The following is a 20,879-nucleotide window of genomic DNA, read 5'->3' as shown; positions in this document are numbered from 1 at the left end:
TAAGCAACTAAAAAGGCTTTCATAAATGAAAGCCTTTTTTAATGCCTATTACCCTATACCTGCCAATTAATGGGCTGCGCCCCTTGCGCTATTAACAGTTCATTGGTTTTGGAAAAGTGCTGGCAACCAAAAAAGCCGCGATGCGCTGAAAGCGGCGAAGGATGAGGCCCTGCCAATACATGATGGCGCTGGCGATCAATACTTTTACCTTTTTTTTGTGCATGTGCGCCCCATAAAATAAACACCACACCTTGGCAGTGCTCATTTATATGAGCAATCACGTTATCGGTAAATTGCTCCCAACCTAAGTGTTTATGGGAATGGGCTTGCCCTTGCTCTACAGTTAATACAGTATTGAGTAAAAATACACCTTGCTCTGCCCAGCCTTGTAAATAGCCGTGTTCTGGCGTGGTAAAGCCATTAATATCAGTTACTAACTCTTTATAAATGTTTTTAAGCGAAGGCGGGAGCTTTTTAACCTCAGGCAATACTGAAAAACACAAACCATGCGCTTGTCCTTCTCCATGGTAAGGGTCTTGACCTAATATAACCACTTTAATGTCGCTAAGTGGAGTTGCATCAAATGCGCTAAACACCTGTGATTTTGGCGGATATACAGCAGTGCCTTCGGCTCGTTTATTCGCAATATATTCAAGGGTTTGCTGCATATATGTTTGGCTAAGTTCATGGTTTAAAAAAGATGACCAGTTGCTCATAATTGACTCTTAATAAATTCTCTAGATATATCTACTTTGTGACACATCTGCGCTAATCCATCCAACATTCTGGGGGTAAACCGATGTAATAAATCAGCATTGACGCTAATAAACTGCTCATACTTTACCGCAGGGATTTCAGGCCATTGCTGCCAATTTACCGTAGGCATTACCCTTTTTGATTTTTCATCAGGAATAATAATAACTTGTGGCTTAGTAACTATCACGTTTTCGATGCTAATTTGTGGGTAATCTGTGTCGCTGTTTGCAAATACATTGGTTACTTGGCAAGTTTCGATTAACTGATTGATCCATGTATTTTTTGATACAGTCATCATAGGCTCAGGCCACAACTGATAAAACCCAGTAAGCGTGGTTTTATCTTTCTGTGTAACTTTAATTGCGTTGAGTTTGGCCGTAAATGTCTCGGCTACTTTTTTACTTTGCTCAATATGACCCGTTATTTGACCTAGTTTTAGTATTTCCGAGGCAACCCCTTCAATAGAACTTGGATCACTTAAATATAATTCAATTCCTAAACGCTTTATTTGTGCTAAATCTTCAGCCTGATTACCACTTTTCCACGCAATCACCATGTCAGGTTTTAGCATGAGTAACTTTTCAATAGAAATGCCATTGTAGCCACCAATACGCTCAATTTTAGTCGCCTCTTGCGGGTAATCTGCGTAATCCAGCGTGCCCACTATTAAATCACCCGCCCCAATAGCATATAAATTTTCAACTATGTGTGGTGCTAAAGCCACTATACGAAGCGGCTTGTCAGCTAGGGCTTGAGGTACATTAACAGCAAACAATAACAGCCCAAAAACAATACGCTTTAACATTAGTAATCAAAGCCTTTCAATGCTTTTACGCCCGACTCAAACGCATGTTTTACATTACGTACTTCACTTACCGTATCGGCAAGCTCTATTAAGGTGCGATGCGCAGCACGACCAGTAATAATTACCGATTGCATAGGCGGTCTATTATTTACAGCAACAACCACTTCTTCAAGGTCGATATAACCATAGGTCACCATATAGGTGAGTTCATCGAGTAATACCACATCGATACTGCTGTCGCTTAGCATCCGCTTTGACTCTTGCCATGTTGCTTGCGCTGCCGCGGTATCGGCCTCTTTATTTTGCGTATCCCACGTAAACCCGGTGTTCATAACAGCAAATTCAACCCCAGCACCTTGCAGTAAATTACGCTCACCACACTCCCATGTGCCTTTAATAAACTGACATACCGCAGCTTTTTTGCCGTGCCCAACACAGCGTGCAACCACACCAAAGCCAGAAGTCGATTTGCCTTTACCGTTACCAGTAATAACCTGAAAAATGCCTTTTTCTCGTTGCGCTGCGGCTACTCGCGCATCAACCTGTTCTTTTACTTTTTGTTGGCGCTGTTGGTGCTTGTCGTTAGTTGATTCAGTCATTGTTATGTCCTTGATAAATTTTAATAATTTGTTCAATATTTAAATGCGCTTTACACATATCAGCTAGGCGTTCTAATTGGCGTTCACGATGCTCATTTATACTAATCGCACTAATTGCACTTTCTGGTTTCACCCACTTTAACAGCTGCTCTGTGGCTGCAGGGCTATCAAACAAGCCATGTAAATAGGTACCAGCAATGGCATTATCGTCACTCACAAAACCATCGGTTTTAAAGTCATTGGGGTGTTTATTAAAGCGAATGAGTGGCTTGTAGAGCGCCTTTCCTTGACTAATACCTGCATGTATTTCGTAGCCATCACATGCAACCTGTTGCTCATTTAAATTAAGCACTGCGCTCACTCGGCTTAACACTTTTTGCTCACCCAATAGCGTATCAAAATCGCTAAGCGCTAAACCCGTCACTTGCCCCAACGATGACTCCACCCCATTTGGATCACTGATAGTGTTACCCAGCATTTGCATACCACCGCAAATACCCAATACTTTGCCACCATAACGTAGATGGCGCTTAATTTGCTGATCCCAGCCTTCATTTTTTAAAAACGCGAGATCGCTGAGTACATTTTTACTGCCAGGTACAATAATTAAATCAACAGCAGGAATTGCTTGTGTATGGCGCACGTAGGTTATATTTATATTCGGGTGTAATCGCAGAGCATCAAAATCGGTATGGTTACTAATATGTGGCAATAACAGTACAGCAATATTTATACTGGCATCGGTCACATTATTATCTATGGCCACAGCATCTTCTGCATCAAGTGCTAAATCGTGCAAGTAAGGTAATACCCCTAATACAGGTTTACCGGTGTACTCCTCGAGCCAATCTAGCCCACCTTGTAATAAACTAATATCACCACGAAAACGGTTAATCACAAAGCCTTTTACTCGTGCTTGCTCAGACTCGCTTAATAACGCCAAAGTCCCGACTAAGTGCGCAAATACTCCTCCTTTATCAATATCGGCAATAATAATAACAGGGCAATCCACTTGCTCGGCGTAACCCATATTTGCAATATCGTTTGCGCGTAAATTAATTTCGGCTGGGCTGCCAGCCCCTTCTACCAGTAATAAATCAAAGCGTTTAGCTAAACGCTTATGCGAGGTTAATACCGCATCCATAGCCACTTTTTTGTAGTCATGGTAAGCATCGGCTTCCATATTGCTGATAGCTCTACCATGAATAATAACTTGTGCGCCGGTATCACTATTGGGTTTGAGTAATATAGGGTTAAAGTCGATTTCAGGTTCAACTTTTGCGGCTATGGCTTGTAATGCTTGGGCTCTGCCAATTTCGCCACCATCGTGCGTTACGGCGCTATTAAGTGCCATATTTTGTGGTTTAAACGGTGCAACATTAACCCCTTGGTTAGCAAACACTCTGCAAAGTGCTGCCACTAAGGTGCTTTTACCCGCATCGGAGGTGGTACCTTGTACCATTAATGTTTTCATTATTTACCCACCAGCTGGCGCTTACAAAAATACAAGATACTTAAAAAGAATAGACTACCAATAGCCGCCGTGATCACCCCTATTGGCAGCTCTTGGTTAGCGAGTAATGAACGTGCCAGTACATCGACCCATACCATAAATATGCCCCCGACTAATCCGGTCATTAATAATCCAACGCTGCTGCCTTGAGAGATAAAAAAGCGCACTATGTGCGGCACCATTAAGCCAACAAAGCCAATTCCGCCACACATAGCAACCAATACGGCTGTGATCAATGAGCTTAAAATAAGCATTAAAATTCGAAAGCGATGCACCCGTACACCAAGCGTTGTTGCGCTTTCATCACCTAACAACATGGCATTAAGTTGGCGTCTAAAACCTAACATAATGACTGTACATGTAATGATGACCAAGGCAGGTAATAACAGTGACGGCCATTGCGCCCTAGCAAAACTTCCCAAAGTCCAAAATAAAATAGCCGCGACGGCCTGTGGATCGCTCCAATAAAGTAACAAACTGGTAAAGGCGCTAAATAAAAATGATAAGGCCACCCCAGCCAATAACATCGACTCAACTTGGGCGTTACGTTGACTGCCAGCAATTAAAATTAATAACCCCATTGCCACTAAACTGCCAATTAAGGCTGCTGCTGATAGCGCAATGCCTGCGCCTATTCCAACAAAAGCCATTAATACTACGACTCCTAATGATGCTCCCGACGAAATACCAAACAAATAAGGGTCAGCCAATGGATTACGAGTAACTGTTTGTAATATCAATCCAGCAATCGCTAAACCGCTGCCGGCCAAAAAAGCCAGTAACGTACGTGGCATTCTTAATTCAATAATAATGCGGCTGGTAAATGAGGCCTCGCTTGAAAAAGTTAAGCTATGGTATACATCTGCGAGCGAGGTAGGGGCAGCACCAAAGCTCAATGCCACAAATAAACTAAATACAGCGCATAACAGTGCAATAATTAACGCCACACCATGGTTAGACATAATCGCCATGTTATTGGTATCCATAATAATAGGTAATATGGGGAATAGACTCGCCATTGGACGCCGTTTGAGGGTGAGTATTAACTTGCGCGCAAACACCAAAAACCTCATCAAGCATTTGCTCGGTGATCACCTTATTAGGCTTTCCCGCGCTAGCGATTTCTCCGTTTTTAATAACCACTAACTCATCGCACATGGCTGCCGCTAAATTTAAATCATGAAATGAAGCAAACACAGTAATGCCCAAAGATTTAGCCAGCTCCATTAATTGAATTTGATATTTAACATCAAGGTGGCTTGTGGGTTCATCCATAATGAGTAGCTGTGGTTGCTGCACAATCGCTCTGGCAATAAGCGCTCGTTGCTTTTCACCGCCAGATAGTGAGTCAAATGACTGATTGCTATGAGATTCAAGCCCAACACGACTAATAGCCTGCGCTATTTTTTGTTTATCTGCTTGAGTGGTCGAGCTAAATAGCGTTTTATGCGGGGTAAGCCCTAGAGCTACAACATCGAATAACGAGAGATTAAATTGCGACGGTGTTTCTTGTAGCACTACCGCAACTTGCTTGGCATAGTCTTCGCTTTTTAGCTGCCAAATATCGGTATCGTTAAATTTAATGTCGCCTGCTGATGGCTTATTAAATCGATATAAGCACCGCAGTAAACTCGACTTTCCTGCCCCATTAGGGCCAATTAAACCAATAAATTTACCACGCTCAATGCTCACATTAATGTGCTTAAGAATTAATGTATTGTCCACTCGCCAAGAAACGTTGTTAACGGTTAAAAGCGGTAAGTTTAAAGAGGTGTGAGTGTGCAAAAAATTATCCTAGGCAGGGAAACACCCACACTCAGTACTAATACGTACCAAAAAGAAAATGAGTTAACCCGCTCGTTATATGAAGTTTTAAGGCATTTGTATCTGACTTACAGTAAAACTGATCACAGTTACGGGAATAGTTGAGGAGTTCCACCTCATTCCAAATGCTTGGCTATTATGCGCAGATAAGTAAATAATTTAAAGCAAAAAAAAACCGCACTCAACTGAGTGCGGTTAAAAGGGAGTGTTTTAACTAAGGTTTAGTTAAAACTTATATTCCATACCTAAACCTAGGTAATCTTGGTCAACATTGTTGTCCATATCAAAGCTTGAGTAAAAGCCAAATACTTTAAGGTTTTTGTTTAGCTTATGGTCAACACCTACCGATACCGCGCTTTTATCATCGCTGTCATCAAAATCCATTGTTTGGTATTGCACTTTGAAAGTGTTGCTACCCATAAGGTAAGCTGCATTCACTAAGTAACCGTCAGCCTCAGCGCTGCCATCTACTTTTTCTTGTGTTTGGTACATTGCGCCAAGTCTAAAATCTTCAATTTTACCTTGAACTGTTGCACGCACTACATCGTAACCATTTACTTCGCTATCAGCAGCAATGGCAGCATATACTGCGCTCTTTTTAAGGCCTGCATCACCGTAAGTTAACGCCACTGAGTAGCCATTTTTGGCATCTACGTCGTCTTCTGCAATAAATGACGCTAATACTTTAAAACCTTCATATGAGTTTGAAGCATAAGATACTGAGTTACCTAAACGATTTTCACCTTTAAAGGTATTTTTTATATCACCTTCAAGATCGTTGAAAAGATCTAGTTTCCCCTGCGCTTGCTTAAGCGCGGTGTCGTTGCGGCCTATCACAACCTGACCAAATCCGCCTTTAAAGCCCACATATTGATTACGCGCTGAAATATTGTCGTCATCACCTTTAGAATCGGCATCAGACACATCAACCTGAAATTCAAACTTATAAACCGCTTCTAAACCGTCTGAAATTTTTTCAGACCCTTTAAGTCCGAAACGAGATGCATTACTTTTAATTTCAGTAAACGACCCTTCACCATCATCAGATGATTGAACGGTTACATTTGCTTTACCGTAAATGTCTACCTCTGCAAGTGCATTAAAAGATAAACCACTAAGTAGGGCTAAGCATAAGCTCGATTTTGCAAATTTCATGTTATTTCCTCGATAATCACAATAGACTAATTTTTAAAACAGCAGCAGTGTGTCACCACTAAATGACAAAAATATTACAAAGGACACATTTTTGTCTTTTTAAGTTAATAAAACTGCATTAAATCTGAAATCAAAATAACATGTAAAATAAACTGCCTACCGACTACTTACTTTGTTTCAATAAACTCGGTGTCATTTGCGACAACAAATTAACCAAGGTTTCTATTAACTCTTTCTGTTCGTTATCTCTATGATAGGCAACAAATACATCTCTTGAGGTATTTTCTACCCCTTTTACATGAAAAAGTTCGCCTTTTTCTAAATGATCTTTAACTAATACCTGTGGAATAAACGCACTGCCGCCACATTGCAGTATTAAATCAAGCGCTATACGCCCTGTACTGGTTCTAAAATAAGGCGGTGTTTTACCGGTAAACTGACGCGCATGCCAAAGAGAAAACGTGGTTCCCCAATCAACATACACATATTGATTATCAAAAAAGTTATCACTGGTTGCCGTATCGTAACCACTCACCGGAATAATAGGCAGTTCACAAATACGTTCAACCACAAGTTCATCAACTTTAGGGGGATCAAACAAAATAGCTAAATCAAGCGTACGCTCCAACAATAAGCGAGTGCTTTCTTGTTGCGCTTTCACTTCTGCCACCAGCGATACACCAGGCATCGCCGATACAATATTTGTAATACCAAACTGTAAAAATGCATCCCAAATATTAGGCGTACCTGCTAAGCTAATTTGCTTATGCATATTATCTGCAAGTGCAACATCCACTTTGGCTCTTTGCATCCCAGTAATAATCATTTGCGCATGCGGTAACAAACGCTCACCCGGGGCGGTGAGTTGAATATTATTACGCTGACGAATAAATAAATTTACGCCTAAGCCCTGCTCTAATTGGCGAATTCTAAAACTCACCGCAGACTGCGTTATGTATAGGTTTTCTGCCGCTTTACCAAAATGGCGAGTACGCACCACTTCAACAAATGTTTTTAATAAATCTATGTCCAATTTTTTATCCTCACGATAAAAATTTTTTGTTTAAAAAAATAGCGATTATGTCCCATACTCCAGCTAATAATTGGTATGAGGGTACAGCTATGAGCAATGATATTTCACTACTTCGTCAAGCATTCGTAAGTCAACGTCAATTTTATGATGACCAAAACTTTCCACGCGGATTTAGCCGCAGCGGACACTTTACCCTGTTAGAGGCAAGTATTTTAGAACAGCACGGTGTTGTTTTAAAAAGCCTGTATAACAAAACAGTTGAGCCACAAAACGAACATCAGCAACAATTTGTAAATGCTGTCAGTGGCATAATAGAGCCAAGTAACCCAATTGAGCGAGCATGGGTTAAATATTTAAAGTTAACAACCTGCAAAACAAAATTCCATACATTATTTGGACGCTCAAAAATTTCAGGGCCAACACCAATAAGCCAAGATTATTATTCTGAGGCAGACAATCTATAAGTCACTACAATAGTTGCTTTTTGGCGTTTTAGCAGTTACAACTTGTATAAGCAAACAATTTTGCAAAATTTAAACAAGGCTGTTACGTGACGCACAGAATACTTATTGTTGAAGACACTCCTACTATTGCGCGAGTGCAAAAGCATATCGCGCAAAAAGTCGGCTACGAGGTTGATATTGCTCAATCCTTGGCTGAGACTAAAGAGCTTATAAGTAAGCACCATTATTTTTGCGCAGTGGTCGACTTTATATTACCTGACGCGCCACAAGGTGAAGCGGTTCCATGCACCATTGCAGCAGATATTCCTACCATAGTGATGACAGGCAATATCGATAAGCATACCCGTGACACCGTTGAAAAATACCCCATTATTGATTACATCATTAAAGGCAATAAACAAGCCTACGAGTATTTAGAAAAGCAGCTTTACCGCCTGCCCCGTAATAAGCATGTAAAAGTATTGGTTGTTGATGACTCTGCGTCAACACGCCAATACATATGTAGTTTATTAACACGTCACAAATATCAAATATTACAAGCAGCCGATGGCCTAGAGGCGCTTAAAGAGCTTGAAAGCACCCCCGATATTTCTGTGATTATTACCGACAAAGAAATGCCTAATATGGGCGGTATTGAGCTGTGTAATGAAATTAGACGCATTTATAGTAATAACGAAAAAGCCATTATTGGTATTTCAGGCGCTACTTCGTCTAATTTATCTGCCTTATTTTTAAAAAATGGAGCAAATGACTATTTATACAAACCATTTAACAGTGAAGAATTTTACTGCCGGTTAAGTCAAAACGTCGATATGCTAGAGCATATCGAAACTATAAAACGACAAGCCAATACAGATTACTTAACTAAACTCCCTAATCGTCGTTACTTTTTTGAAGAGGCTGACAAGTCATTAAAGCAGTTTAAAAAAGCAAAAGCACCAGCCATGTTAGCTATGCTTGATATTGACCATTTTAAAGCTATTAATGATACCTATGGCCATGATGCCGGAGATGAAGTGCTTAAAGGGCTGGCGGTATGCTTTAATAAATATTTTGAAAACCAATTGGTTGCCCGTTTAGGCGGAGAAGAATTTGCGGTATTTTTTACTGAACTGACCGAACAAGAAGCGCTAAAACGACTAGAAAGCTTTCGATTATTTATTGAGCTTAATAGCCATGATTTTAGCCAAGCACAAATCAAGTTTACGCTGTCGATAGGCTTCAGCCACAGTGAAACCTATCAAATTGACGAACTATTAAAACAAGCCGACTTAAAGCTCTACAAAGCTAAAGAGTCGGGTCGTAATAAAGTGGTTTAGTTTAACTAAACCACACCTGAGGCGACAATGGCTGCTTTTCTGCGTTTACGCGACTGATTGTATGAATCCCAACTAAAAATAGCCAGTGCACTCCAAATACACGCAAAGGTAATTACACGCTCAGCATCAAACACTTCACCATAAAACACCACTGCTAAAATAAACATTAAGCTAGGCCCTATGTACTGAAAAAACCCAAGCGTAGTGTATTGCAATCGCTTAGCCGCGCCGGTAAAACACAGCAATGGCAGTGTAGTCACTATACCTGCACTTACTAATAGCGCATTAGTTAGCCAATCATTCGCTGGTAAATTAGACGTTTCAGTCGGCACCATTAACCACCAATAGGTCAGTGCCACCGGTAATAATATTAATGCCTCAATTAAAATCCCAGGCAGGGCATCAACCTGTAGTTTTTTACGTAATAGGCCATATAACGCAAAAGAAGTCGCTAACGAAAATGCCACAACCGGAAATGAACCAAAACTAATTAACTGTAATAAAACACCTGTAAAAGCCAAGGCAACAGCAGCTCCTTGCAACTTACGTAACCGCTCGTTTAAAAACACCATACCAAGTAATACATTTAACAAAGGATTGATATAGTAGCCTAAGCTGGCATCTAGCATGTGGTTGTTATTAATAGCCCATATAAACAACCCCCAGTTAAACCCCAATAAGGTCGAGGTAACAACTAGCATCAGAATTAATTTAGGTTGGATTAAAATGCGTTTAATTTTATTCCAGTAGTTGAGCACACTCACCACCAAAATAAGAAACATCACTGACCAAATAACACGATGCATTAAAATTTCAAATGCTGATACATGTTGGATCATCTTAAAATAAATGGGTGCTAGGCCCCACATAAAAAAGGCGAGGCAGGCAAAAATGGCGCCCTTTCGCTGCTCGGTATCAATCGACATAGTAACCACTTGATGATTTAAAAGGCCGTAAGTTTAACCCCCTCTCACTTTTTAGCCAACTAAATACGTGCCCGTTCCAAACGCTATTTGTACCGACTGTTCGTTATGTAACTCCATTCGGCATACACACACTTTATTTCCTGAACGAATAAGTGTGGCGCTGGCAATAAATACCTCCCCTTTACCTGGGCGTAAATAATCAGTACGTAAATCTATGGTGCCCAGTGTTGCTAACTTTTTATGCACACTGGGTAAGTCGGCATCGTCTAGTTTTCCTATTACACTTGCTGCAGCAAGCATTCCGCCTACATTGTCGAGCACCGCAGAAATCACTCCACCGTGAAGAATCTTTTGCGCCGGATTGCCAATTAATACGTCTTGCCAAGGAAATGATATTTTAGCTTGTTCAGTACTAAGTGACTCTACTGCTATTTTTAAAAACTGGTTAAAGGGCATGTTATTAACAAACAGCGCCCCTACTTGATCGATCAACATTTCTTTATTCATTGTTATTCTCTATGTTTTTAGTGGTACGATGAGTAAAGCACAGCTTGAGGCTATTGTAACCCCCTGCAGATTTTAGTTTATCACTACAGATGTGTGTACCAAGTAATGAAAGCTAAAGACATCCTGATAAAAAACCACTAAAATAGCGCCGATGAATACACTAACTCCTTCTCCTAATACGCTTGTGCGTAAACCCGAAACTGTACTCAAACAAGTGTTTGGTTACAGTGAATTTCGCGACGGTCAAAGTGCAGTAATTGATGCCGCCATTAATGGCCAAGATTCATTAGTATTACTGCCCACCGGTGGTGGTAAATCGGTGTGTTACCAAATACCCGCGTTGGTATTAGAGGGAGTCACCATTGTTATTTCTCCGCTGATCTCTTTAATGCAAGATCAAGTCACCCAGTTACAAGCACTGGGAGTTAAGGCCGCTTATGTCAATAACAGCCTAGCTCGCGAAGAACAACAATTAGTGTATCAGCAACTGCATCAAGGGCTGATAAAGCTACTTTATGTAGCTCCTGAAAAAGTGCTACAACGCGATTTTTTAGAACGGCTCTCTCATTTGAATGTGAGCTTGTTTGCTATTGATGAAGCACACTGTGTTTCTCATTGGGGTCACGATTTTAGACCGCATTATTTTCGTTTAAATGAGCTTAAACAACGCTTTGCACATGTGCCTATGATGGCACTCACTGCCACTGCCGATAAAGCGACTCGCTTTGATATTGTTGAGCAACTCAAGCTACAACAGCCCTACATTCATACCGGCAGTTTTGATCGCCCTAATATTCGTTACACCATAGAAGAAAAATTTAAACCTATGGTGCAATTACTGCGTTATTTAAAAGAGCAAAAAAATCAAAGTGGTATTATTTATTGCACCAGTCGTAAACGTGTTGATGATATAGCTGAAAAGCTTGCTGATGCAGGCCTTAATGCTGCCGCTTACCATGCGGGAATGAGTAACGAGCAACGTCAGTTTGTGCAAACCGGATTTGCCCGTGACGATATTCAAATTGTGGTTGCCACCGTTGCCTTTGGTATGGGAATTAACAAGCCTAACGTACGCTTTGTTCTGCATTACGACATTCCAAAAAGTATTGAAGCTTATTACCAAGAAACAGGCCGTGCTGGACGAGATGGACTGGCTGCAGAGGCCATCATGTATTTTGACCCTGCCGATATAGGCCGGGTTAGACGCTTTTTTGAAGATATTGACGATGAACAACGCCGTCGCGTAGAAGAGCAGCGCTTTAATGCCATGGCCAGCTTTGCCGAAGCACAAACGTGTCGTCGTCAAATATTATTGAACTACTTTAGTGAGTACCAACGCGAGCCCTGTGGGAACTGTGACATTTGCTTAAATCCACCTAAAAGTTTTGATGGCACATTAGTCGCACAGCAAGCGCTTTCGTGTGTGTATCGCGCGCAACAACGATTTGGATTGGGTTACATTGTAGAGTTATTACGCGGCGCGAATACTAGCCGCATTCGTGATAACAATCACCATGAACTTAGTACTTATGGCATAGGTAAAGATAAAAGCAGTGAATTTTGGCTTAGTATTTTACGCCAACTTATTCATCAAGGGCTATTAAGCCAAGATATAACTCAAGGCGCTTCATTGCGTTTAACTGAAGCTGCACGCGCTATTTTAAAAGGTGAATATGCGCTGCAATTGGCCGAGCCTCGCTTACAAGCTAAACACGTTTATCAGGATAAGTTAGCGCAGTTTAATTACGATAAAAAACTATTCGCTCGCCTTCGTGCATTGCGTAAAGAGTTAGCCGATGCCGATGATGTGCCGCCTTATGTAGTATTTAACGATAAAACGCTAGCCGAAATGGCGCAGCTTATGCCCACTAACGACAGTGAATTTTTAAAAGTGTCGGGGGTTGGTTTTACTAAATTAAACAAGTATGGCGGTGAGTTTTTAACCGCAATTCGACACTACCTAGCAACGCAATAAGCCCCTTATGACCGAACTTGAATACGATCACACACATCAATGTATTATTGTTAAACCGACAGAGCTGCCGCACGATGAAGACTTTGAATTGTGGGGAACGTTATTTTTGCACAGCGATGAAATTAGCATTAATGAGTATGCCGCTGGGGCAGATCGTCATCAACTGCGTTTTAACTATGCTAACCACACATTTAATTTAAATTTTGAGCATTACAGCCAAAGTGTGTGGATTAATGGTGAAGGGCAAGATGCCGACAACCTATTGGCAGCGTTAACATTTTATTTAACTTAAATGCATAGCTAATACCTTATAATCGCTATAAAAATAAAACTAAACCTGTCTTTTACTTACATATCAATAACAATGATGTAAGCTAAGGGTAAGTGTTTTATTTTGCAAAATAGCGCTAAAGAGGGTCAATGTTAAATAGAAAATGGATTGCACGTAGTTGTTTTAGCCTTTCTATTTCGAGTATGTTTATGCTCAGCGTTTGCGCGCAAGAAGCGCCACTAGCCCAAAGCTGCCCTAGTGACGACTCATCACAAACTCATGAAAGTAATTTGCGTCGTCAAATTACATCTCAAACTCCAACACTCACAGCACAAAGTAACACTAAAATTGCCTCCATCACTTTGCAACAGCTTAATGTATTTAATACTGAACTAGAGGCTGAGAACAATGCATTATTTCGTTTTGCCAATCGGGCGCACATACAAACCGAGCCTGAGGTAATTAAGAGTATTTTACTGTTTAAGTCAGGCGATACCTTTAATCCAAAAGCGCTGGCTGAATCTGAGCGGTTACTGAGAAAACAAAGTTATTTATATGATGCACAAATTATTGCTGACGAAAATTGTGATGGAAATATTGATGTAACAGTAATTACTCGAGACTTATGGACTTTACTGCCCGAACTTAGTTTTAGCCGTAGTGGTGGTGAAAATAAATCAAGTATTGGTTTTCGCGAATCTAACTTATTTGGTTGGGGCAAACGGTTATCGTTTGCACGTAAAACAGACAGTGACCGAAATGGTTATTTATTTGTTTACGATGATCCTAATATCTTATCAACTCGCTACCGAGGGCGTTTAGAGTATGCCGACAACAGCGACGGCAAAAGTCATTTAGTTGAACTAACCTACCCGTTTTATGCCATCGATACGCCCTATAGTTATGGCGCCCTGAGTTACTCAACCCAACGAGAAGAAGCCTTATACATCAGAGGTGAAAAGTTTAGTGAGTTTGAACAAAAAACCGACCTAAACCAGGTATTTTTTGGCCATTCTAAAGCCCTTAGTCATAACTGGACCCAGCGCTTGAGCCTTGGTTATATTGATGAGCAACACACTTTCAAAGCGATTGATTCTACCACTACAGCATTGGCTGAAAACAGAAGCTTAAGTTACCCCTACATCAGCGGCCATTGGTTTGAAGATAACTTTATAAAAGTACGTAACTTTGACAGTATTTATCGTACTGAGGATTTAAATTTAGGCTGGAATATCAAAGCCACCCTGGGCTACTCCGATGAATCAATGAGTAACGACGATAGCCGCGCTGTGTACTCGTTTAATTTTAACAAAGCACATTTTAGCACTAACCATACCCTTTGGCGTTTTCATGCAGATATTCAAGGCTATTGGAATAACGAGAAAAAACAGCTCGAAAACTTGCTCACTACTAGCCAAATTCAATATTATTTAAATACCAGTATTGATCAATCTTGGTATGTAAAAGCAAGGCTGCAATACGCAAAAAACCTCACTAATGATAAACAGCTCACCCTAGGGGGCGAAACTGGACTTCGTGGCTATCCTATGGAATTTCAACATGGGGATCGGAGTTTTTTAGTCAGTTTAGAAAAGCGCTATTACTGGGAATATGACTTACTACAGCTGTTTAAAGTGGGAGGGGCGGCTTTTTTAGATATTGGTCGAGCTTGGTATAACAACGACTCGAACACTCAGTATCAAGTTGAGAACACCCCAGTGCTAAAAAATGTGGGCTTAGGTTTGCGCCTTGCGCCAAGTCGCGCCAATGCGGGTACCATGATCCACCTTGATATAGCCGCGCCGCTAAATAAATATGATGATGTTGACTCGGTACAATGGCTGCTCAGCGTCAAAAATTCTTTTTAAAATCACTACTGCGCGCCTACGTTAAACGTTACACTTTGCGCCTATCATTATTGTGAGAGTACATTTTGGAATTAATCACCCTTTTAGAGCTTTTGGGCACACAATATAAACTTATCGTGACCGTGATTGCCCTTTTGAGCTTTCCGCTACTATTAAAAGTAACTAAAAAATTACTCGAAAAAGCTATCAGAGGTAAAATCGATTTACACCGAAAGTACCGTGCAGAGCTACTACTAAAAATAATACTCGCCTTTGTGATGCTGTGTTTAGTATTAGTTTTTTGGGGAATAGAACTGCGTGGTTTACTGGTATTAGGCTCTTCTTTATTTGCCATGCTAGGCGTTGCACTCTTTGCGGCATGGTCATTGCTGAGTAACTTAACCGCGTTTTTACTGATGTTTATTCAAAATGACTGCCGTGTAGGTTATTGGGTAAGAATTGTGGATGGAGCCAACGCCATTGAAGGGCGTATTATTGAAATGGGGCTGATGAATGTCTTACTCGAACACGTTGATGGCCACAGAGTGATTTACCCTAATAACTTATTTGTTACCCGCCCGGTGTTAGTGCTTAATACGGAGCCTAAACCAACAAAAGCGCCTAAAATTAAACGCATTATTGGCCCTAAACCGCGTAGCTAAACAACACCTATTAAAAAACCGCGTTAGCTTAAAACTAAGGCGGTTTTTTATATCTACAGATAGAGTCATACCAATTCACTTAATTGAGAAAATTGGTATTAATTATTTAGTTCAGCCGTTTTCAGCTCATCATCTAAATCATTTATCTCATCAATAAACGTTTCTAACTGCTGCTCTACCAAGCTATTTGCATGTGCAAAATAAGCAATATGGAATACGGCATCGCCTTCATTTACCAGTGGCATGGTCTGCTGGCCAATAATAATACCGCTTCGAGGAGCAAGGAGTTCAAGTTCTGAATCGCCAAGCGGACTGCTAATATAAGCAAGCACTTGGCCTTTCATTACTCGCTCACCTAACGATACTTGCGCTCTTACTATGCCGTCTACTTCAGCACGCACCCAACTAGTTGAACTTGCAATCACAGGATCAGGCAGTTTTTTAGGGCGTTTACCGCGTATCATTTTTAAATGTCGCATAACATAATCAACCCCTTGCACGCCTGCAGCAATCGCAATAGGGTCAAAGCGTAGTGCTTCACCCGCCTCATAAGTAATAACAGGTATACCTAAATTAGCGGCTTCACTACGCAGCGAGCCATTACGTAATGACGCATCTATAACCGCAGGCGTACCAAAGGCTTTAGCCATTTGCGCTGTTGCTTCATCGGCTAAATTAGCGCGAATTTGCGGTAAGTTAGTACGGTGAATCGCCCCCGTATGCAAATCAATAATATGCGTACAATGCACAGCTACTTGGTTAAAAAACATATACGCCATGCGACCTGCTAATGAACCACGCTCAGACCCCGGAAAACTTCGGTTCATATCACGGCGATCGGGCAGATAACGCGATTTATGAATAAAACCAAATACATTCACAATCGGGACCGCAATTAATGTACCACGAAGCTGATTAGGGTCGATTTTAGCCAGTAACTGGCGCACAACCTCAACCCCATTTAGTTCGTCGCCGTGTATAGCCGCACACACCATCAATACAGGGCCTTCCATTACACCGTTAACCACTTCAATAGGAATATTAAGCGGTGAATGGGTGTAAAGCTTTGCAGCTTCTAGCGCGAGTGTTTTACGTTCACCTACACCAATACTTTCACCTAATAGGGTGAAAGGTCGGTTAATTTTAACCTTTGCCACGAGTTGCCGTTCCTTTACTTGCAGCATTTTTCTCGATGAAATCAATCACCATGCCCGCAATGTCTTTACCTGTTGCCACTTCAATCCCTTCAAGACCTGGCGATGAATTTACTTCCATAACCAAAGGACCACGAGATGAGCGAAGTAAGTCAACGCCAGCAACGTTTAAGCCCATTGCTTTTGCCGCTGCAACCGCTGTTTTACGCTCTTCTGGCGTAATACGCACCAGTGTGGCGCTACCACCACGGTGAAGGTTTGAGCGGAACTCACCTTCTTGTGCTTGACGTTTCATTGCAGCAATCACTTTATCTCCGAGTACAAAGCAACGAATATCCGCACCACCCGCTTCTTTAATATATTCTTGTACCATGATATTGGCTTTTAAACCCATAAACGCTTCAATAACACTTTCAGCCGCTTTACGTGTTTCAGCAAGTACCACACCAATACCTTGAGTGCCCTCAAGTAGCTTAATAACGACCGGTGCGCCACCTACCATTTCGAGTAAGTCTTTTACGTCATCTGGCTTGCTAGCAAAGCCTGTTACCGGCATGCCTACGCCTTTGCGTGATAATAATTGTAGAGAACGTAATTTATCGCGCGAACGAGAAATAGCCACAGATTCATTAACCGGATAAACACCCATCATTTCAAACTGGCGTAATACAGAACAGCCATAAAAAGTAACTGATGCGCCAATACGCGGAACAATGGCATCAAAATCTTTTAGGTTTTCGCCGCGGTAATGGATTTCAGGTTGATCTGAGTTTATATTCATATAACAACGTAGCGCGTTAATCACTTTTACTTCATGACCACGTTGCTCAGCCGCTTCAATTAAACGACGCGTTGAATATAAATTTTTGTTGCGAGATAAAATACCAATTTTCATAGTTAAAACCTTAACTAAATTATGTTGAGCAAGCACATATAAGTATGTTTGCTACTCAACGAATTCTTATAATAAATGTGATAAAGCCGGATCAACGACTATACGATTTTCCATAGCTGTGCGTCCTAATAACATTCTAAACTTCATTGACGCACGACTTGTTAATGTAATTTCTATTGGCCAACTAAATTCGCCAGCATGTAATGTAGTTTCAATAAAGTAACGCAGTTCTTTTTGGCCACTAGAGCTGGTAACGTACTTCATTTTTTTAACTTTGGCATTGCAGGTAATTTGCGTTTGCTCGTCTTCTTGCAATGGTTGGGCTATAAATTTAACCCATTTTTCGCCTTCCACTTCATATTCTTCAATATTAATTGCATGAATACAGGAAGTACGCGCACCGGTATCTATTTTTGCTTTAATTTGCTCGATGCCCAGCTCGGGTAAACTCAACCACTCACGCCAACCAACTGTTATTTTTGTCGTCATAAATGTGCCCTTAGTAAAAAAAGTGTTTTATACGCTACAGCAAATAAAACACCAACAAAATAAATTAATCTACTCGATAAGCCGATTTGATTGACCTTTTAAGTTAACTCGTTTAACAATGCAGCTCTTACGTATGCACTTAACCATAGGCTAAAACATAAGTTTTTGTTGCTAAACTCAGTTTAACATATACAAAGTAAAGCTAAATTTTATTTATTTAACTAGGGTCTGTTGACCTTTGCGAATTAATATTTGTTCAAACTAGGGGCAATTTAATCGCGGCGCGAGGTTTGTAACCTAGTGGGCTAAGTGAAAATCGAGCAACAAAGAGTTAACTGCCCCTAGGCAGAACCCTTCGGGCAGCGCTTATTTGGCATTGATGCTGTGTTATCGCCTATTTATGGGGAATAACCACACTCTGCCTTGCCTAAATACCAAATAGACTGCTGAAAATTTAACCTTGAAAGATAAACAGATCCTAAATACATTACAGTTAACTGTATTAAAAATATACTATCGATGAGAAATTATTATGATTAATGGCTTACTTCATGCGCTTATTCTTGATGAAAAAGGCGGTGCACGCCCCATAGAAAACAGCAAGCAATTACACCAATGGCAACCTACTGATGGAAAACTGTGGGTGCATATGGACTACAGCCAAACAGATGCGGTAGATTGGTTAAAAAACTGCGGGCTGTTAAACGACTATGAACTGGAATCACTCACTGCTGATGAAACGCGTCCACGAATAACGCCAACAACTAATGGCCATATGTTATTTTTACGCGGGATCAACTTAAACCCAGCACAAAGCCCTGAAGACATGGTATCTATTCGGTTATTTATAAATAACGATGTGGTGATCACCACGCGTAAGCGCCGATTATTATCAGTGCAAGATATTCTAGCCTCGTTGAATAATAATGAGGGGCCATGCAGTATTTCTGAATTGGTGTGTACATTAGCGCACAAGCTCACTTCACGTATGCAAACAGTAATTGATGAGCTAGATGAAAGCTTAGATGATTTTGAAGAGGAAATTGATGAGCCCAGTAAAAAGTTTGATAACCAAGGCTTGTCGCAACTTCGCCGTCAAACCATCGCGCTAAAACGTTACTTAAAACCACAAAAAGAAGCACTCAGTAGCATGGTTAATAATCATTACCCATGGCTTTTTGACGATGATAAAGCCAAGCTAAATGAAACCACCAATTTACTTATTCGCTATTTAGAAGAGCTCGATAGTTCAATAGAGCGCGCACTTGTTATCCAACAAACCATTACAAATCAGGTCTCTGAGCAATTAAATCAGCGGATGTATGTAATGTCGGTGGTAGCTGCTTTATTTTTACCGCTGGGCTTTTTAACGGGATTATTGGGGGTCAATGTCGGCGGTATACCTGGAACAGAAAGCCCCTATGCATTCACTGCATTTGTGGTGTTTTTAATTGTTTTAACTGGTGGGATTGGTATTTACTTTAAAAATAAAAAGTGGCTGTAATTATAATACAGATCCAATAAGACACAAAAAGGCGAACATATTGTTCGCCTTTTGCATTGGTAATCCTTACTCTTGAAAGTAAGTGCCCCAACCGTCGTATTCAACATCGCATTCAACAGCAAGTTGCGCGAGTTTGTCAACGTCTTCCATTATCACGTCGACATCTAATTCGGCTTCAACAACAATGTCAAAACTCCAAATTTTTTCACCGTCTTCAAGCTCAAGTTCTGCTGGCTCTTCTACATCGTAACCTAGTTTAAACGCAGCCAATGCCGCTTGTTCTAACTTAGTAAAGTCTTCACATACAAAGTGGTGTTCTACTTCATAAAGAATTTCTGGATCGGAACCATCTTCAAGTAGTGAAGTTACGATGTCTTCACTTATTTCACGCCAGTTTTCCATTATTTCTCTCTCACTTGAGCATCTAATTCTGTTATTTTAGCAGCCATAATACTGTGCACACTTTTAGCATGTTCACGGGCACTGATACTGTTATCAAGTGCTATGGGGGCTAACATTTCAATGTAAATTGTACCATTATCCCAGCGATTTAGTTTAATGGTTTTATCGGTTGTGTTCATACATACTGGCACAACAGGCACCTCTGCACTCATTGCGGTATGAAATGCACCGGTTTTAAAGGGGAGTAAACCACGACCATAACTACGCGTCCCCTCAGGGAACATCCACACCGATAAGCCTTTTTGTTTTATTTTAGCCGCTGCTTTTGAGATTGTGCCAGCAGCTTTTGAACGATTTGAACGGTCGATTAAAATATTACCCGACAACCAATAAAGCTGCCCAAAAAATGGGATCCATTTAAGACTTTTTTTGCCAACGCTCACACAATTTTTTGGTACCATGGCTGGAATAGTAAATAAATCGTAGCTATTTTGATGATTCGCTACATACACAGCAGGCCCCACCTTAAGCGCATCGGGATGATATTTTAGTTCTAATTTAACCCCAAGCATTTTAGCCATTGAGCCAAACCAACTTGCAATAACATGCACATTATTAGGATGAAATGGTCTAAATATTGATAACAACAAACCAAAAAAACAACTTAATAATATAAACAACAGCATTATTAAAATACGTATAACAGCTAGCAAGTGCGCCTCTCCAATATAACCACAATCATGTATTGCTTTATTATAACGTTATTTTGTTGCGCAGAC

22 protein-coding genes are annotated in these 20,879 nt (G+C 40.7%); 7 read left to right on the top strand and 15 right to left on the bottom strand.

Annotated features, from left to right (window positions below; translation table 11 throughout):
• Positions 1–53: 53 nt before the first annotated feature.
• The 8 genes from ung to BM380_RS07420 all read right to left on the bottom strand — a co-directional run bounded on the left by ung (position 54) and on the right by BM380_RS07420 (position 7,685).
• Positions 54–716 (bottom strand): uracil-DNA glycosylase, encoded by a 663-nt coding sequence (gene ung, locus BM380_RS07455; protein ID WP_033102558.1) that lies wholly within the window; start codon positions 714–716, stop codon positions 54–56.
• Entirely contained in the window at positions 713–1,561 is an 849-nt protein-coding gene (locus tag BM380_RS07450) for a cobalamin-binding protein (RefSeq protein ID WP_090493792.1), read from the bottom strand. The genes ung and BM380_RS07450 overlap by 4 nt, the downstream gene beginning before the upstream one ends.
• Positions 1,561–2,160, bottom strand: a complete 600-nt coding sequence (gene cobO, locus BM380_RS07445; protein ID WP_028835663.1) for a cob(I)yrinic acid a,c-diamide adenosyltransferase — start codon at positions 2,158–2,160, stop codon at positions 1,561–1,563. The genes BM380_RS07450 and cobO overlap by 1 nt, the downstream gene beginning before the upstream one ends.
• On the bottom strand, positions 2,153–3,634 hold the full coding sequence (locus tag BM380_RS07440) for a cobyric acid synthase (RefSeq protein WP_028835662.1): 1,482 nt from the start codon (positions 3,632–3,634) through the stop codon (positions 2,153–2,155). The genes cobO and BM380_RS07440 overlap by 8 nt, the downstream gene beginning before the upstream one ends.
• Positions 3,634–4,644 (bottom strand): FecCD family ABC transporter permease, encoded by a 1,011-nt coding sequence (locus BM380_RS07435; protein WP_090493929.1) that lies wholly within the window; start codon positions 4,642–4,644, stop codon positions 3,634–3,636. The genes BM380_RS07440 and BM380_RS07435 overlap by 1 nt, the downstream gene beginning before the upstream one ends.
• Position 4,645: 1 nt before the next feature.
• Positions 4,646–5,458, bottom strand: coding sequence for an ABC transporter ATP-binding protein (locus BM380_RS07430; protein ID WP_033102555.1), 813 nt, complete (start codon positions 5,456–5,458; stop codon positions 4,646–4,648).
• A gap of 264 nt (positions 5,459–5,722) precedes the next feature.
• Positions 5,723–6,652, bottom strand: coding sequence for a porin (locus BM380_RS07425; RefSeq protein ID WP_033102554.1), 930 nt, complete (start codon positions 6,650–6,652; stop codon positions 5,723–5,725).
• 163 nt (positions 6,653–6,815) lie between these two features.
• On the bottom strand, positions 6,816–7,685 hold the full coding sequence (locus tag BM380_RS07420; protein WP_013465823.1) for a LysR family transcriptional regulator: 870 nt from the start codon (positions 7,683–7,685) through the stop codon (positions 6,816–6,818).
• A gap of 89 nt (positions 7,686–7,774) precedes the next feature.
• Between BM380_RS07420 and BM380_RS07415 the strand changes: the two genes are divergently transcribed.
• Positions 7,775–8,149: a MaoP family protein gene (locus BM380_RS07415; RefSeq protein WP_008110628.1), complete on the top strand. Its 375-nt coding sequence runs from the start codon at positions 7,775–7,777 to the stop codon at positions 8,147–8,149.
• An 86-nt stretch (positions 8,150–8,235) separates the two neighbouring features.
• Positions 8,236–9,468, top strand: coding sequence for a response regulator (locus tag BM380_RS07410; RefSeq protein WP_090493790.1), 1,233 nt, complete (start codon positions 8,236–8,238; stop codon positions 9,466–9,468).
• Positions 9,469–9,473: 5 nt separating this feature from the next.
• Here the strand turns inward: BM380_RS07410 and rarD are convergent, their stop codons facing one another.
• Both rarD and BM380_RS07400 read right to left on the bottom strand, forming a co-directional pair.
• Positions 9,474–10,394: an EamA family transporter RarD gene (rarD, locus tag BM380_RS07405; RefSeq protein ID WP_090493788.1), complete on the bottom strand. Its 921-nt coding sequence runs from the start codon at positions 10,392–10,394 to the stop codon at positions 9,474–9,476.
• Between the two features lie 51 nt (positions 10,395–10,445).
• On the bottom strand, positions 10,446–10,901 hold the full coding sequence (locus tag BM380_RS07400; RefSeq protein WP_028835656.1) for a thioesterase family protein: 456 nt from the start codon (positions 10,899–10,901) through the stop codon (positions 10,446–10,448).
• Positions 10,902–11,052: 151 nt separating this feature from the next.
• Between BM380_RS07400 and recQ the strand changes: the two genes are divergently transcribed.
• From recQ to BM380_RS07380, 4 genes are all read left to right on the top strand, one after another.
• A complete protein-coding gene (recQ, locus tag BM380_RS07395) occupies positions 11,053–12,876 on the top strand; it encodes a DNA helicase RecQ (protein WP_028835655.1) in 1,824 nt (607 codons plus the stop codon).
• 7 nt (positions 12,877–12,883) lie between these two features.
• A complete protein-coding gene (locus BM380_RS07390) occupies positions 12,884–13,168 on the top strand; it encodes a DUF3630 family protein (protein ID WP_013465829.1) in 285 nt (94 codons plus the stop codon).
• A gap of 128 nt (positions 13,169–13,296) precedes the next feature.
• The gene (locus BM380_RS07385; protein WP_090493786.1) at positions 13,297–15,015 is read left to right on the top strand and encodes a POTRA domain-containing protein; all 1,719 of its coding nucleotides are present in this window, start codon (positions 13,297–13,299) and stop codon (positions 15,013–15,015) included.
• A 65-nt stretch (positions 15,016–15,080) separates the two neighbouring features.
• Positions 15,081–15,656, top strand: a complete 576-nt coding sequence (locus BM380_RS07380) for a mechanosensitive ion channel domain-containing protein (RefSeq protein WP_013465831.1) — start codon at positions 15,081–15,083, stop codon at positions 15,654–15,656.
• Between the two features lie 98 nt (positions 15,657–15,754).
• Here BM380_RS07380 and BM380_RS07375 read toward each other — a convergent pair whose 3' ends face one another.
• The 3 genes from BM380_RS07375 to BM380_RS07365 form a co-directional block, all read right to left on the bottom strand.
• Positions 15,755–16,813 carry a succinylglutamate desuccinylase/aspartoacylase family protein gene (locus BM380_RS07375; RefSeq protein ID WP_008110612.1) on the bottom strand — a complete coding sequence of 353 codons (1,059 nt, stop codon included), beginning with the start codon at positions 16,811–16,813 and terminating at the stop codon, positions 15,755–15,757.
• On the bottom strand, positions 16,800–17,705 hold the full coding sequence (rimK, locus tag BM380_RS07370; protein ID WP_008110610.1) for a 30S ribosomal protein S6--L-glutamate ligase: 906 nt from the start codon (positions 17,703–17,705) through the stop codon (positions 16,800–16,802). The genes BM380_RS07375 and rimK overlap by 14 nt, the downstream gene beginning before the upstream one ends.
• A 66-nt stretch (positions 17,706–17,771) precedes the next feature.
• Positions 17,772–18,194: an ATP-dependent zinc protease family protein gene (locus BM380_RS07365; RefSeq protein ID WP_008110607.1), complete on the bottom strand. Its 423-nt coding sequence runs from the start codon at positions 18,192–18,194 to the stop codon at positions 17,772–17,774.
• Between the two features lie 532 nt (positions 18,195–18,726).
• Between BM380_RS07365 and zntB the strand changes: the two genes are divergently transcribed.
• Complete coding sequence (zntB, locus tag BM380_RS07360) at positions 18,727–19,698, top strand: zinc transporter ZntB (protein WP_013465832.1); 972 nt, start codon at positions 18,727–18,729, stop codon at positions 19,696–19,698.
• Positions 19,699–19,764: 66 nt separating this feature from the next.
• On the opposite strand, the gene rraB is transcribed toward zntB, so the two are convergent.
• Complete coding sequence (gene rraB, locus BM380_RS07355) at positions 19,765–20,100, bottom strand: ribonuclease E inhibitor RraB (protein ID WP_008110603.1); 336 nt, start codon at positions 20,098–20,100, stop codon at positions 19,765–19,767.
• Positions 20,100–20,813: a 1-acylglycerol-3-phosphate O-acyltransferase gene (locus BM380_RS07350; RefSeq protein ID WP_029610024.1), complete on the bottom strand. Its 714-nt coding sequence runs from the start codon at positions 20,811–20,813 to the stop codon at positions 20,100–20,102. Before BM380_RS07350 ends, rraB begins: the two co-directional genes overlap by 1 nt.
• Positions 20,814–20,879: the final 66 nt, after the last annotated feature.

Origin of the sequence: Pseudoalteromonas sp. DSM 26666, assembly GCF_900116475.1 — a bacterium.
Taxonomy (GTDB): domain Bacteria; phylum Pseudomonadota; class Gammaproteobacteria; order Enterobacterales; family Alteromonadaceae; genus Pseudoalteromonas; species Pseudoalteromonas tetraodonis.
Note: the sequence above shows the minus strand (reverse complement) of the source record. Positions and strands in the feature narration are given on the sequence as shown.

Bases quoted from the DNA above. Each gene is read 5' to 3' on its own strand.
- BM380_RS07450 (WP_090493792.1), bottom strand. From the start codon at position 1,561: ATGTTAAAGCGTATTGTTTTTGGGCTGTTATTGTTTGCTGTTAATGTA.
- rraB (WP_008110603.1), bottom strand. From the start codon at position 20,100: ATGGAAAACTGGCGTGAAATAAGTGAAGACATCGTAACTTCACTACTT.
- BM380_RS07415 (WP_008110628.1), top strand. From the start codon at position 7,775: ATGAGCAATGATATTTCACTACTTCGTCAAGCATTCGTAAGTCAACGT.
- BM380_RS07400 (WP_028835656.1), bottom strand. From the start codon at position 10,901: ATGAATAAAGAAATGTTGATCGATCAAGTAGGGGCGCTGTTTGTTAAT.
- BM380_RS07385 (WP_090493786.1), top strand. From the start codon at position 13,297: ATGTTAAATAGAAAATGGATTGCACGTAGTTGTTTTAGCCTTTCTATT.
- recQ (WP_028835655.1), top strand. From the start codon at position 11,053: ATGAATACACTAACTCCTTCTCCTAATACGCTTGTGCGTAAACCCGAA.
- BM380_RS07440 (WP_028835662.1), bottom strand. From the start codon at position 3,634: ATGAAAACATTAATGGTACAAGGTACCACCTCCGATGCGGGTAAAAGC.
- cobO (WP_028835663.1), bottom strand. From the start codon at position 2,160: ATGACTGAATCAACTAACGACAAGCACCAACAGCGCCAACAAAAAGTA.
- BM380_RS07365 (WP_008110607.1), bottom strand. From the start codon at position 18,194: ATGACGACAAAAATAACAGTTGGTTGGCGTGAGTGGTTGAGTTTACCC.
- rimK (WP_008110610.1), bottom strand. From the start codon at position 17,705: ATGAAAATTGGTATTTTATCTCGCAACAAAAATTTATATTCAACGCGT.
- BM380_RS07435 (WP_090493929.1), bottom strand. From the start codon at position 4,644: ATGGCGATTATGTCTAACCATGGTGTGGCGTTAATTATTGCACTGTTA.
- BM380_RS07390 (WP_013465829.1), top strand. From the start codon at position 12,884: ATGACCGAACTTGAATACGATCACACACATCAATGTATTATTGTTAAA.
- ung (WP_033102558.1), bottom strand. From the start codon at position 716: ATGAGCAACTGGTCATCTTTTTTAAACCATGAACTTAGCCAAACATAT.
- rarD (WP_090493788.1), bottom strand. From the start codon at position 10,394: ATGTCGATTGATACCGAGCAGCGAAAGGGCGCCATTTTTGCCTGCCTC.
- BM380_RS07425 (WP_033102554.1), bottom strand. From the start codon at position 6,652: ATGAAATTTGCAAAATCGAGCTTATGCTTAGCCCTACTTAGTGGTTTA.
- zntB (WP_013465832.1), top strand. From the start codon at position 18,727: ATGATTAATGGCTTACTTCATGCGCTTATTCTTGATGAAAAAGGCGGT.